Below are 12,539 nucleotides of genomic sequence, written 5' to 3'. Positions count from 1 at the left end.
GGGTCAACGTCTTGTGGGCCCTGATCCGTGACGGACGGCGCTACGAGCATGGCCTCTCCACTGCATCGGCGGCTTGACAACCTCATTAGGAGGTGGTGAGCACCATCCGGAAGCGGGCGGCGCCGGACATCATCTTCTGGTAGGCCTCGTCGGCCTGGTCCAGCGGCACGATTTCGATCGTCGGGCGGATACCGTGCAGGGCACTGAACGCCATGGTGTCCTGCACGTCCTGCGCGGCGCCGGACGGGTGCCCGCGGACGACCAAGCCGCTCATGAGCAGTTGGGTCGGGCTGATGCCGAGCGGTTCGACGTCCGCGCCGATGACCACCAGCTCGCCGCGGTGGGACATCCCGTCCACGGTCGCCGTGATGGCCTCGGAGTTGGCGGCGGTGGCCAGAACGGCCTTGGCGCCGCCGAGGGACTTGAGCGCGTCGGCGACGGAGGTGTCCGCGGTGCTGTCGATGTAGTGGTGCGCGCCGAGTTGCCTGGCGAAGTCGGCCTTGTCGGCGCCGCGGGCGATGGCCACGGTCTCGAAGCCCATGGCGGTCGCGTACTGCACGCCCAGGTGGCCGAGGCCCCCGATACCGAGGACGGCGACCAGGTCGCCGGGCCGTGCGGAGCTGCGCCGCAGGCCGTTGTACGTGGTCACCCCGGCGCAGGCCATGGGTGCCGCGTCGGTCGCCTCGAGCGTGTCGGGAATCCGGGCCAGGGCGTCGGCCGGTGCGATCACCGTCTCGGCGAAGCCTCCGTCGTATGCCCATCCGGGGACCTTCAGGTTCTCGCACACGATGAAGTCGCCCTGTCTGCAGGGCGTGCAGTAGCCGCAACTGCCGCCGAACCAGCCCACCGCCACCCGGTCGCCGACCTGCCAGCCGCGGCTTTGCGTTTCGTCACCGAGTTCGTCGATGCGCCCGGCGATCTCATGCCCGGGGACCACCGGAAACCGGACTCCCGGAAGCAGGGCGTTGACGAAGAAGGCGTCGCTGTGGCAGATCCCGCAGGCGTCCACGGCGATCCGTACGTGGCCGGGGCCCGGCCTCGGGGCCTCACGCTCGGTGATCGCAAACGGCCCGCCGGCGACGGCCACCTGAGCAGCTCGGTAGGTGCTCATCTGGACCTCTCCCGGGTACTACTGGGAACGGCCCCCGGTACCATCAGATCACGTCCGGCCCTGTCGCGCGCGCGGGCCGGGGCTCAGGTCCTGCCTCTCGGATCATGCCTGGTGACGGGCAAACGGGCTGATCATCAGGACGCGGTGATTGACACCGCCGGCCGCGTACAGCCATCCGTCAGTGATGGCGCTGACCCGTAAGGCGTCGTCGACGGTCAGCCGGTCGGCGGGAGCGAGGCCGATGGTCTCCAGGCCGATGTCGTTGGTACGTGCCGCGCCTCCGTGATGGCTATGCCGTCCGGCGAAACGCTGCCGCGTTCGGAGCGTGCGGTCATCGTTGCCAAAGCCTGTTGAGATGTTGCCGTATGTTGGGGAGAGTCTGTGGGCATGGAGTTCTTCTGTTACCACCGCGATCGGCCCGGCTCCGTCGAGTTGCGCGACGAGCTGCTGGAAGACCACTGGTCCTACATGGACGGGTATGCGGCGGAGTTGATCGCTCGCGGCCCGACCTTCGCCAGCGACGGCGATACGCCCACCGGCAGCGTGCACATCGTCGACCTGCCAGATCCCGCTGCCGCCCGCGCGTTCGCCTTCGACGAACCCAACTACCAGGCGGGCGTGTACCGGGATGTACTGCTGCGCCGGTGGCGCAACGTGCTGGGGCGCACGATGTGGGATTTCCCTGGCGGTAAAACCGGCGGCAACCGGTACCTGGTGCTCGGCCTCGGCTCGGGGCAGGCCGCCGACCTCGACGTCTCGCCTGACCGGGACGAGCTGATCGCGTATGGGCCGCTGCTCTCCGACGACGACGCCACCTGGCTGGGTACGGCGGCGCTGGTCCGGGCCCCGAACCCGAACACGGCACGCGCCGTCCTGACCGCGGACCGGTACGCCGACATCGAGGTCCACGACTGGGAGTTCGGTGGGCGGCGGTGATGAAGTGCAGGTAGGCACGAGGGCCTTTCCGTCGCCGGGCGTAGATATCGCCCGGCGCAGAACTCCCCGTGCTGGAGGCCGTCAATTCCCGTGCCGGATCACTCACGCGTTTCCAAATGGCTCTGTATGCGGCTCGCAGCTCCACGTGGCGAGACAGCGTACGCCGGCTGACGCCGAGGAGTTCGGCGATGGTGTCGTCGTTGACGCCGGTGGCCAGCAGCTCCAGGATGCGGCGGTGGGTCGGGCTGAGGCCCGGCGGCACGCGCTCGCTCAAGTGCATCGGCAGCGCCGCCCGCCACGAGGTCTCGAACAGACCCGCAAGCGCTGACAGCAGGCTGGAGGGATGCACCATCAGCAGAAAGTCGTTGACTTCGGCTTCGACGAACGACATCGACACGAGGGCAAGGCGGCGGTCGAAGATGGTCAGCTTCACGGGGACCCCAGACGACCCGCGAGGGCAGTCAGCTCGGCACCGGACCGGCCTGCCGTCGTGCCGCCGTCGCCGCCGGAACCCTCGTCTGCCTGCAGGGACTCCCCGGCCCCTTCTCCTCGGAGGTCCGCGTCTACCGGCCGGGCAAGGCCGAACCGGAGGTCACGCTGCCCGTGTGGGGCAAGCCGAGCAGGGCCCGGGTCTCCCCGTCGGGCCACCTCGTGGCCTGGACGGTCTTCCGCTCCGGTGACTCCTATTGCCAGTGCGGGACAGTTCGCCACCACGGCCGGGATCTACGACCTGCGGAACGGCAACCACTACGGTTCGCTGGAGGACTTCACCGTCTTCGTCGAAGGAAGGCGCACCCAGCCGGAGGACCGAGACTTCTGGGGCGTCACCTTCGCCGCCGACGACCGGACCTTCTACGCGACCATGTCCTCGAAGGGCCGCACGTACCTCATGCGCGGAGACCTCGCCACCCGGAGGCTCATTGCGTTGCGTACCAATGTGGAGTGCCCGTCGCTGTCGCCCGACGCAACCCGCATCGCGTACAAGAAAAGGGTCGGCGGCCATTGGGGGCTCCATGTGCTCCACCTGCGGACGGGCAAGGACACCGCGCTGGTCGCGCCTGCCGACGTCGACGACCAGGCCGCCTGGCTGGACAGCAGCACCGTCGCCTACGGCAGGGTCTATCGCGGCACGCCCTTCGTCTACACAGTGCGGGCCGACGGATCCGGCAGGCCGGTCTCTGGCCGAGGGAAGTTCCCCGTCGGTGACCACGAGCGCCCGCTGACGGCCAGGACTCACTGCTCCTTTCCGCAGTGCCCGCAGGAAAGGCCTGACGCCACCGCGTCAGCGGTTCCGTGCGCCCCTGCCGGGGCCAGTCGGTGAGCAAACGCCATCAAGCGAGCTGCAGGCGCGGTCGTCGCGGAAGCGCGTTCACGGCCCCTCAGCCGGCCACCGTGAGTGTTCAGTTGGCCAGGAGCCGACACGAATAGGATCATGGTGAGATGACTGATCGCCCTTCTTCGACATCGCCAACCGTGGTGCGGCTCACGGACTACACGAAGACCGACCAGATCGAAATTCTCGGCGACAGTCCCGATCCCTTCGGCGTCGCAGACGCCGAATTGACGTGGCTGCCCAAGGAAGATCATTTCGGTATCAGGCACAAGGACCGCCTTGTTGCACACGCCGGCCTGCTGCGGCTACCGATATCGATCGGCGAAGTCAACACACAGGTGGTGGGTGTCGGCGGGGTGGCTGTCGCGCCTGAAATGCGGGGGCACGGACTGGCGCGGTTGGTCGTGTCGGCGGCCCTGGACCACGCCCGGGCGATGGGGCCGCAACACGCGATTCTCTTCTGCCGGCCGTCCCTCGTCCCGCTCTACCAGCGACTCGGCTGGCAAACGCTTGAGCAGGATGTTCAGGTCGAACAACCCGACGGATTCGTGATCATGCCGCTGCGTACCATGTGGACGCCACTGCGCGACGGTGCGCATTGGCCTGTTGGAGCGGTACGCCTGCTCTCGCTCCCCATGTGATGACTCCGGTGAGTGCCGTCCTTGGACCGATGTGCGCTGATCCCCTCGCCGGCAGTCCGGCGGCCGGATGCGGCCGGCACGCCAACTGTCAGTGCCGGCACGCAGAATGACAGCGTGATCCAGACGCTTCCGCTGGCCCTGCCGGGCACGCTGGTGGACCTCCACCGCATCGACTTGACCGCGCTCTACCCCAAGGGCTGGGGTGTGCAGGCCTACGATGTCGCGGCCGCACCGAACGGTGAGGTGTACGCGCTGTACGGGGTGCACCGGTACACCTACGGGGTGGCCGACGACGAACAGGACCCGTGGCAGCCAACTTCGGGTACCGGATCATCACCCGGTACTCCGCGGACGGTGAGTTGATGGCGAGCGCGCTGTGCTGCCCGTCCCACGGCGACAGGAACGCCTCGGCCGTGGCCAACGGCATAGATGTGACGCTGTGCGTGCTGCCGGACGGCACCCTGTCCGTCAACGCCCGCCCGGACTGCACGACCCTGATCACGCCCGATCTCAGCGAGGTCCTGGCCACCTACGACTCGAAGGACGAGCGCCCCTTCGAGAGATTCACGCCGGGAGATGCCTTCGCCAGCTCGATCAGCGTTACGCCTTCGGGCCGCCTGCTGTGCGCCGTCACCGAATACGGGGTCTGGAACTACGGCAGCCTCCTCGCGAACGTCGTCGGCCTGACCGATGCCGCCCTGACCCCCACCTCCAAGCCCCTGATCGAGGCCATCGCCTCCCTCGATCCCGCGCCGGCCCGCCACAGCGACAACGACCTGCGCGCTCACGTTCAGTACCAGGGCAAGCCGGTCGGACAGGATCATCGTCCCCGGCCGGCCCTGACCGAACTGGTAGCCGGCGAGGACCGCCTCTCGGGCTGGCACGACTCGCGCCTCGGGCGGCCCGTGCCGCTGGCCGACGACCTGTTCGTCGTCCCGGCTTTCGCCCGCACCCCATCGTGCGGGCCACCAGCACGCGGCTGGGCCCGCAAAGGCGGCAGCCGGCGGTTTTTCCCTTGGCCGTAAGGCGTGGTACCGGGCCCGGGGGCCGGCTTACGTGGCGGGTACCAGGTCTCGCTTGGCGGCGGAGACGACATGGCGGCGGGTCACCCGAGCGCACTCGTGCCAGAACGGTATGGCGGTCAGGTACGCGCCGAGTGCGGAGAGGATGCCGAGGGAGACATCCACGCTGAGGCGCCCCTGGTCGGCCCAGTAGACGTCCTGCAGATCGAGGAGCAGGGCGAATTCGTCGGCGATGAGGGCGGTTCCCGCGCCGTAGGCAGCGGCGATGGCGGGGTGGCCGACGGCGCGCTCGTCGCCGCGTACGGCGATGAGGCCGATGCCGGCGAGGGTGCCGATGCCGAGGTTGTAGTGGTGCAGGTGCTGACCGCCGGCGGAGATGTTGCCCCAGGGCAGCCATCCACCGCGGATGCCGTGGGTGATGATCCGGACGGTTCCCCAAGTGACGCCGAAGGCGATCCACGTCACGATCAGTGATCTCTTCGTGGGAGTGAGGTGCTGGCTTGCCGATTCGCGCCAGCGTGCGACGAGCCGCGACCGCTTCGGCTTCCGGGAGGTGTCAGTGCCCATGGGGGTGACCTTCCGGACTCGGCGCAATGATGCCGGTGATCTGCTGCACGGCGCCGCCGGTCGGAGTGCGTGAATCGGTTGCGACCCGAGAAGTCCGAACCGCATGGGCGAGGGCGTCCAGGCAGCTGTGGCAGTAGTCTTCACGGTCGCACAGGCCGTCCTGTGCCCACGCTGCTTTGTCGCTGAATGTTCGAGCGCACAGGGCGTTGCCGTCGCCGTCCAGGGCATGCCACAGGAGCCCGGTGCCGGTCTTCGTCGCTATGTGTTCGGCGCACATGTTGTACATCGGCCACCTCCCACTCGCACGGCGTTGCGGTCCAGTTCAATGAGAAGACCATGTTGTTCAAGTGGCCACTCAAACGATCCGAACGGGTGAATCGCCGGGTCGGGGAGGTCCGGGCCTCCGGTTGTGAGGCGACTTCACCCCAGCGGCTGCTTCCTCATCACCCTCACGGCCTACGCTCGCCCTCCCCACGAGTCTCACGCCCGCTGGGCTCTGAGGAGGATCTCCCTCACGACCTCGGAGTTCGCGTCAGCGTAGTTCTGCACGTACTTCCAGTTCTTCGCTGCGAGCTCGCTCGTCCAAGCGCGCCTTCGCGGGCTGCGTCACGGTGCGCCCGGCCGAGGACGGGCGGTGGCTGGAGCACTTCTATTGGGTACCGGGCCTGCAACGCCGGTGGCTCGGATCGGCTGTGCTGCGGACACTGCTGGAGCGGATGGATGCCGACGGCGTGCTGGTCCGCCTGAATGCCTTGCAGGGCAGCGCCGCCCGGCGGTTGTATGAGCGCCACGGGTTCACCGTGGAGGTGCAGGACTCGATCGACGTCTACATGGTGCGACGCCCGGGTGCGGTCGCCCTCGGAACGTCAGGAGGCGGGCCGGTTTCTTATCACCCTGCTCAACCGCCGGTTGACCCGTAAGACGGGCGATCCCGGAGATCGCAGTGTGAGGAGCTCGGGCTCCTCCGAGCGGGCGGCGCTGGACTCATGCAGGATGAACGGCCCCGAGAGCGCGAGGGAATACCTGGGAGTCACGTGACCGCCACCGACGAAACACCGCTGCTGCCGGAGGTGCTGCGGGCCTACCCGTACCCGTGGGACAACGCCTTCATCTGGACCTCGGAGAAGGAGGACGAGGAGACCCTCGCCTATGCGCGGGCCGTGCTGGAAGCCTGCCTGCCGCCCGAGCCGCTCGCCGAGCCCGAGCCGCCGGAGGAGGCGGTCGTCCACGACTCCTGCGACGACGAGTACCCCGAGTGGGCCAGGATCCGTGCCGTCCTGCGCGAGCGCATGCCCTACGCCCGGTACGTAACGGCCGAGCGCATGGCCGACGCCGAGGCCGAGTGCGCCTTTCGGGGGCTCGCCACGACCGGCTTCCAGGAGGTCTGGACCCGCCGTATCACCGCCTGGATCGCCGAGCAGACCCTCTACTGGTGCGGCCTCATGGTCGACGACGAGGCCGCCCTCACACCCTGGCTCATGGACCTCGCCGAGCTCTACGTCCAGCGCGGCATGGCCGCCGCGAAAGCCCTGGGCGCGCTCAGCTGCACCAAGTCCGTACCCGAGAGTCGCGCTGCCCTCGCCCGGCTCGCCACCTTCGGGGGCCTGCCGGACGAGATCGCCCCCGGGGACGCCCGCCGCTCGTGAGAGCGGCGGGCCGTCGGGTCGGAACAGACAGTCGTCATCCAGGCCTTGGCAGGCTCTTCGGCTCGTTCTCGCGTGCCCGCGAGAGAACCACTTGTCAATGACGTCCGTCAGTTCATGAGGTTCTTGCAGTTCTTGAACTAGGGCTTGTCCGGGGAAACCGGGTGGGAGCTGGTCCGGTGACGGCTGCGGAATTCGGCCAGCAGCTCGTCGGTCACCTCGGCCCCGGCGCTCACGGCGGCGTGGACGTCGCGGAAGTAGTTTTCGTAGCCGGCGGGGGTGTAAAGGCAGAGGGCGCGTGCGGGGACCGGGCCTGCGTTCCGGAAGCCGTGCGGGGTGCCGCGGGTGGCGGCGAGCAGATGTCCGGGGCCGGCTGTCACCTCGCCGTCTCCGGTGTGGAGCGTCAACTCGCCCTCAAGAACGTAGAAGTACTCGTCATGTCCTTCGTGCACGTGTGGCCTGGCACCAATGGTGCCGGGGGCGAGGCTGAACTCCTCGAAGGCGAACTGCCCGCCCGTGTGCTCGCCGGTGAGCCGGAAGAAGTGCGCGACACCGGCGACGTCTATGAGTTCACCGTCCTGGGGGCGGCGCAGCAGCGGACGGGCGGGAGTAGGGGCCTGATGATCAGTCATACGGGCATTGTGGCCCAGAGACCGCCCGGCGAGTCATGAACGGAACCACAGGCTCACGGCGGTAACGGTCACGGTGCCGAGGAAGACATGGAAACGCTTGCCGAAGCGGGTGCGGGGCCCTCAGGGTCTGTCCGGTCGACTTGCTGCTCAGCCTGATCCGCCACACGGACCCTAGCGTTTGAGATATGCCAGAACGGCCAGCACTCTGCGGTTGTCGTCCGCGGACGGGCTGATGCGCAGCTTGGCGAAGATGCTCGCCGTGTGCTTGGCGACGGCGCTCTCACTGATGTGCAGGCCGGTTGCGACGGCGGTGTTCGACCTGCCCTCGGCCATCAGCTCGAGGACGTCGCGCTCGCGCGGTGTCAGGCTGCCGATCGTGCCACGGGCGTCGCCGCGCGACAGAAGCCTGGAGATGACCTGAGGGTCCATCACCGTGCCTCCGGCAGCCACGCGGCGGACCGCGTCGACGAACTGCTCGGTGTTGGTGACCCGGTCCTTGAGCAGATACCCGACGGCACCTTCGCCCCCGGCCAGCAGCTCGTTCGCGTAGAGCTGCTCTACGTACTGGGAGAGGATGAGGACGGGCAGGCCAGGACGTCGGCGACGGGCTTCCAGCGCGGCCCGCAGGCCTTCGTCGGTGAAGGTCGGCGGCAGCCGCACGTCGACCACCGCGACATCCGGCGCGGTGTTCCCCTCGTCGAGGAGTACGCGCAACAGAGAGGGGCCGTTGTCCACCGCGACGACCTCGCAGCCGTGCTCCTGGAGCGTGCGTGTCAGCCCGTCTCTCAGCAGGAAGAGGTCTTCGGCGAGGACAACGCGCACGGAATCTCCATCGTCACGGTGGTCGGTCCGCCCTGCGGGCTGTGCAGGACGAGGGTGCCATCGAAGGTATCCAACCTCCGTCGCACGCCGTTCAGTCCGGTGCCTCGTGAAGGGTCGGCGCCGCCGTGGCCGTCGTCGGTGACGATCACGCGCAGCACGCCGTTCTCGTACGTCAGGGCTATGCCGACCTCGCGGGCGCCGGAGTGCTTCGCCGCGTTCGTCAGAGTCTCGCTCACAGCGAAGTAGGCGGCGGACTCGACCGGTGCCGGGAGCCGGCCCGGCAGCCGCGCCTCGACGTGGACGTCGAGGAAGCTGTCGAGCGCCAGCGAGCGGACGGCGTCACCGAGGCCTCGGTCGGCGAGGACCGGCGGGTGGATCCCGTGGACGAGGTCGCGTAGATCCTGCAGAGCCCGCTCGGACGTGCTGCGGACGTCCAGCAGGAGGTCGCGTGCCGCCGCTGGGTCTGTCTCCATCCGGCGCATGGCACGGTCCAGCGTCATCCCCAGGGAGACCAGCCGAGCCTGCGCACCGTCGTGCAGGTTCCGCTCGATGCGCCGCAGTTCGGCGGCCAGTGCGTCCAGGGCCCAGGCACGGGTGTCGGTGAGCTGATCGACCCGCCGGGTGAGCTGGGCGCTGCGGGGCGCGGAGAGCAGAGGCCGGGTCACCCGGGTGTGCAGCCGGAGCGTGGCGGGGGCGGCGAGCAGGCCGGCGGCCATGAAGGCGAGCCCCAGCACCAGCGCGGCAAGCATGGTCGGGGCGCTGTGAACCGGGACGAACGCATACCAGTTGCCGTCGTCGATGAGCCGCCAGATGAACGGCTGCACCAGCGCGCCGAACACCCCGTACTCGATGAGGGCGAGGGGGACGGCGACCAGGAGGCCGCCGGTCACCGGCTCCAGCCAGGACCACGCCAGGTCGCGCCAGAATCCCTCATCGGCGAGGATCGCGCCCGATGCCCTGCGGGCGTTGAGGGCGCGGCTCGCCGGCAGAGGCTCGGGCGGAGTGACATGAACGCCCGTCCATCGGGCGGCGCGTGAGCGGGCGCGATCGGACAGCGAGCGCAGGGCACGTGTGGCAGGCGGCAGCAGCAGGAAGCCGACGCCCACGGGTATCAGCAGCAGGGCGAGCACCACGAGCGAGCCGACCGCCCACACCGCGATGGCATGCAGGCTTGCCAGCTGGCACCGGCCGACCGCGACACATGCGCGGGAGACGACCGTGCGGGGCCTATCGAACATCGTCCATGATCGGAGGGAGCTTAGCCGGTGCCGGTGCCGGTGCCGGTGCCAGGGTTGACGCCGACGTCGTCGACCGTCCCCTGCGAGAACTCGTCCACGTCCACAGCCCCGCTGCCACCAGGCACGACGCGCCGAACAACACCATGGGGAGTACCGCCCCCGACTCTTCGTCCATGAACAGCAGCATGCCGAGGTTGATCAGAGCGTGGAAGCCTCCCGCGAGCAGCAGCCTGGAAGCCCGCACTCCTTCGAGGGCCCACCCCATCACGACCGACATGGACACGGCTGCCATCAAGAACGCCCCCGCGTACACAGGGTGTCTCGCGAAAACCTGGACGTGCCAGCCGCCCCACGCCACGCCCACTGCAACCGAAGCGGCAAGGGGGCCGAAGCGGGTGCGCAGCAGCGGTTGCAGGAAGCAGCGCCAGCCGATCTCCTCGCCACACGCGCCGATGAGCTGCGCTGCGGCGATCAACGCGAAAGGGGTGTCCGGACGCGTCAGTCGCACGTTCCCGGTGAGCGTCGCGTACGTGCCGACGCTCAGCGCGATGATGAGCGGTGCCGTGACGATCAGGAGCACCCCGTGACTGCTGCGGCCCGGCAGGGCGCCGGCGAGTAGTGCTCGTACACGCCGCGGCCACAGCAGCGCGGCAACTCCCACCCCGAGCGCGGGGCCGAACTGGGTCAGCTGGATGACCTCGCCGGGGATCCGTGTCGCCGGCTGGAGCACGCCCAGCGCGCCGGCCGCCAGAAAGGTAACGGCGAGGAACACGGCCATCGCCTTGATGTCGACAGATGTCATTCGCATGCCACCGACGATGCCGCTCGGCGGCGCCGCAGCCATTGTGTCTGGATGCCGAGCCGGGGTGTACCTGGATACACCCTCGTGGGCGGTTGCGGGGAAGGCGCGAGACAGGAGTGGAAGAGGATCAGTGGACTGACTACCTGTAACGTGCCAGCCGGCCAGGTACGACGGAGCCCACAGCGGCAGGTATGACAAGGAGCAGGGATGTCAGGGGGCATAGGAAGCAGCAGGACCACACCACTGAGCGAGATGGGTGGGCCGGCCGTCAACCCGTGGAAGTCGGCGCGGCGTACGGTCGGGCTGGTGCTCTTCGGGTGGGCGGCCGCGGCATCCACCGTCTGCGTCGCATACCTGGCTTTGGGCTTCGAGGCGGTCCCCATCGCGGTCGGGGTGCTCCTGTGCCTCGCCTTCGCCGTGATGATGATTCTGCTCCACCGGGCTTTCTGGCTGACCGTACTGTCCGCGGTGCCCGCGCTGTTCATCCTCGTCGGGTCCGTCCAGTACGCGCCCGAGGCAGCTCTGGAGAAGCGCGGCGTGCGCGAGAGCGTGGAGATCGTGGCGGACAGCGCGGCCGCTACGTCCAGCGACAACCATCGCTTCACCCTTCGGGGCACGGACGGAAACGAGCTGGAGGAGAAGCTGGAGTACGACGGTAACGCCTGGGCTCCGAAGGTGGGCGACCGGCTCGACGTCATTCGTGACCCGGAGGGCGCGGTGCCGATGGAGCAAGCCGATGACGTGGATGCCTCGGGTCGGCTGGGCGGCCTGGTCGGCGGCACCGTGACGTGGACCCTGATGGCGGTCCTGGCGGGCTGGCGAGGCCATGTCCGCCGCCGCCGGGGCCACGAATCCCCGGTCGGCTGACCGTGACCCTGAGCGAATGGTATTTGCCCACCCCGCGTGCCCGGTGGGGGAACCGGCTGCCCGTCAGAGGCGCCCAACCCGCGACGGTAGGTCCGCGCGCAGACGACCCGTCTCGCTGAAAGTGAGTCAGTCGCGGCAGCACCGCCGAGTCGACAACCGAGTCGGCCACTGGACCGCAGAGGCACTGGAGCAACTCGCCGCGTTGACCCGCCGGAGCCCGTACTCCTTGATGCAGGCGGCCGCCGCTCGGCTCGATCGGCGACCCCCTGCGGCGGCTTCCGCTGTCCGCCACCGAGGAGGTCGTCGAGCCGTGGCGCCGCTCGGCCTGCCGCCTCTGCTTGGCCCGTCGCCACATCCGCGGTCTCGTCGTCCGCAGCACTCCACACTGTGAAGGCGTCTGACACCGGCACCACCGCTGGTTCCTCGGCGATGAACAGCACGACCTGACACGGCTGACCGAGGTCCTGCGGGCCAACGTCCGGCACTACCGGATTGCCCGCCGAAACACCCACTCCTCCACCACGCTGGCCTACATCGACCCGGCGACCGCCTGACCAGGTAGTTCACCAGCGAAAGTAGCAGTGAGACCCTTCGGCACAGGTGGAACCGCCGGCTCAACGTGCTGGGCTTGGATCCGTTGGGTGATGCCCACCGTCCCTCCGAAGCCCGGGTCACCTACCCCGAAGCCATCGTTCTCACCGGCCTGTTCACACCGCCCACGGGAATTCCGTGACGCCTCGTCACACCCCTGGTACGTCGCGGTTCAGCCTGCCACCTCGCAGGTCCACGGCCCCGCCAGTGCAAGATCTGATGACCGGGACACACGCGATGCGTGTCGGCTGCGCGGCCACCGCCATCCACGACCATGACCTACGCCACTGCCATTCCGCGGACTGCGGAGAACCCACGCCTTCGACGAGGGGAT

Annotated in this window: 15 protein-coding genes and 1 pseudogene; 8 read left to right on the top strand and 8 right to left on the bottom strand. The window is 68.8% G+C overall.

Translation table 11 applies throughout. The features are described 5' to 3' along the window. Positions 1-85: 85 nt before the first annotated feature. Both AC0699_RS29285 and AC0699_RS29280 read right to left on the bottom strand, forming a co-directional pair. Positions 86-1,111: an alcohol dehydrogenase gene (locus AC0699_RS29285; RefSeq protein ID WP_478666096.1), complete on the bottom strand. Its 1,026-nt coding sequence runs from the start codon at positions 1,109-1,111 to the stop codon at positions 86-88. A 132-nt stretch (positions 1,112-1,243) separates the two neighbouring features. Beyond that, positions 1,244-1,393: pseudogene (locus AC0699_RS29280) on the bottom strand (pyridine nucleotide-disulfide oxidoreductase); the annotation flags it as partial. Between the two features lie 105 nt (positions 1,394-1,498). Here AC0699_RS29280 and AC0699_RS29275 point away from each other — a divergent pair. The 5 genes from AC0699_RS29275 to AC0699_RS29255 all read left to right on the top strand — a co-directional run bounded on the left by AC0699_RS29275 (position 1,499) and on the right by AC0699_RS29255 (position 5,046). After that, on the top strand, positions 1,499-2,047 hold the full coding sequence (locus tag AC0699_RS29275; RefSeq protein WP_478666093.1) for a YciI family protein: 549 nt from the start codon (positions 1,499-1,501) through the stop codon (positions 2,045-2,047). 676 nt (positions 2,048-2,723) lie between these two features. Further along, complete coding sequence (locus AC0699_RS29270; RefSeq protein ID WP_478666090.1) at positions 2,724-3,368, top strand: TolB family protein; 645 nt, start codon at positions 2,724-2,726, stop codon at positions 3,366-3,368. Positions 3,369-3,487: 119 nt separating this feature from the next. Further along, positions 3,488-4,021, top strand: coding sequence for a GNAT family N-acetyltransferase (locus tag AC0699_RS29265; protein WP_478666088.1), 534 nt, complete (start codon positions 3,488-3,490; stop codon positions 4,019-4,021). Positions 4,022-4,135: 114 nt separating this feature from the next. Then, complete coding sequence (locus AC0699_RS29260) at positions 4,136-4,384, top strand: hypothetical protein (RefSeq protein WP_478666085.1); 249 nt, start codon at positions 4,136-4,138, stop codon at positions 4,382-4,384. Continuing rightward, complete coding sequence (locus AC0699_RS29255; protein WP_478666082.1) at positions 4,384-5,046, top strand: hypothetical protein; 663 nt, start codon at positions 4,384-4,386, stop codon at positions 5,044-5,046. The genes AC0699_RS29260 and AC0699_RS29255 overlap by 1 nt, the downstream gene beginning before the upstream one ends. Before the next feature lie 27 nt (positions 5,047-5,073). On the opposite strand, the gene AC0699_RS29250 is transcribed toward AC0699_RS29255, so the two are convergent. After that, the gene (locus tag AC0699_RS29250) at positions 5,074-5,610 is read right to left on the bottom strand and encodes a hypothetical protein (RefSeq protein WP_478666079.1); all 537 of its coding nucleotides are present in this window, start codon (positions 5,608-5,610) and stop codon (positions 5,074-5,076) included. Continuing rightward, complete coding sequence (locus tag AC0699_RS29245) at positions 5,600-5,896, bottom strand: hypothetical protein (protein WP_478666076.1); 297 nt, start codon at positions 5,894-5,896, stop codon at positions 5,600-5,602. The genes AC0699_RS29250 and AC0699_RS29245 overlap by 11 nt, the downstream gene beginning before the upstream one ends. Before the next feature lie 280 nt (positions 5,897-6,176). On the opposite strand from AC0699_RS29245, the gene AC0699_RS29240 reads away from it, so the two are divergent. Together AC0699_RS29240 and AC0699_RS29235 are read left to right on the top strand one after the other, a co-directional pair. Next, the gene (locus tag AC0699_RS29240) at positions 6,177-6,530 is read left to right on the top strand and encodes a GNAT family N-acetyltransferase (protein WP_478666117.1); all 354 of its coding nucleotides are present in this window, start codon (positions 6,177-6,179) and stop codon (positions 6,528-6,530) included. Between the two features lie 114 nt (positions 6,531-6,644). Next, positions 6,645-7,256 (top strand): hypothetical protein, encoded by a 612-nt coding sequence (locus tag AC0699_RS29235; protein ID WP_478666073.1) that lies wholly within the window; start codon positions 6,645-6,647, stop codon positions 7,254-7,256. A gap of 137 nt (positions 7,257-7,393) precedes the next feature. Here AC0699_RS29235 and AC0699_RS29230 read toward each other — a convergent pair whose 3' ends face one another. The 4 genes from AC0699_RS29230 to AC0699_RS29215 all read right to left on the bottom strand — a co-directional run bounded on the left by AC0699_RS29230 (position 7,394) and on the right by AC0699_RS29215 (position 10,753). Further along, positions 7,394-7,885, bottom strand: coding sequence for a cupin domain-containing protein (locus AC0699_RS29230; RefSeq protein ID WP_478666069.1), 492 nt, complete (start codon positions 7,883-7,885; stop codon positions 7,394-7,396). 171 nt (positions 7,886-8,056) lie between these two features. After that, positions 8,057-8,707, bottom strand: a complete 651-nt coding sequence (locus tag AC0699_RS29225) for a response regulator transcription factor (RefSeq protein ID WP_478666066.1) — start codon at positions 8,705-8,707, stop codon at positions 8,057-8,059. Next, positions 8,671-9,945 carry a sensor histidine kinase gene (locus AC0699_RS29220; RefSeq protein WP_478666063.1) on the bottom strand — a complete coding sequence of 425 codons (1,275 nt, stop codon included), beginning with the start codon at positions 9,943-9,945 and terminating at the stop codon, positions 8,671-8,673. Before AC0699_RS29220 ends, AC0699_RS29225 begins: the two co-directional genes overlap by 37 nt. Next, positions 9,935-10,753 carry a lysostaphin resistance A-like protein gene (locus AC0699_RS29215; protein ID WP_478666060.1) on the bottom strand — a complete coding sequence of 273 codons (819 nt, stop codon included), beginning with the start codon at positions 10,751-10,753 and terminating at the stop codon, positions 9,935-9,937. The genes AC0699_RS29220 and AC0699_RS29215 overlap by 11 nt, the downstream gene beginning before the upstream one ends. A 201-nt stretch (positions 10,754-10,954) precedes the next feature. Here AC0699_RS29215 and AC0699_RS29210 point away from each other — a divergent pair, with 201 nt between their 5' ends. Then, positions 10,955-11,614 (top strand): hypothetical protein, encoded by a 660-nt coding sequence (locus AC0699_RS29210; RefSeq protein WP_478666058.1) that lies wholly within the window; start codon positions 10,955-10,957, stop codon positions 11,612-11,614. Positions 11,615-12,539: the final 925 nt, after the last annotated feature.

It is taken from the genome of Streptomyces sp. NPDC043870 (assembly GCF_056435785.1).
Note: the sequence above shows the minus strand (reverse complement) of the source record. Positions and strands in the feature narration are given on the sequence as shown.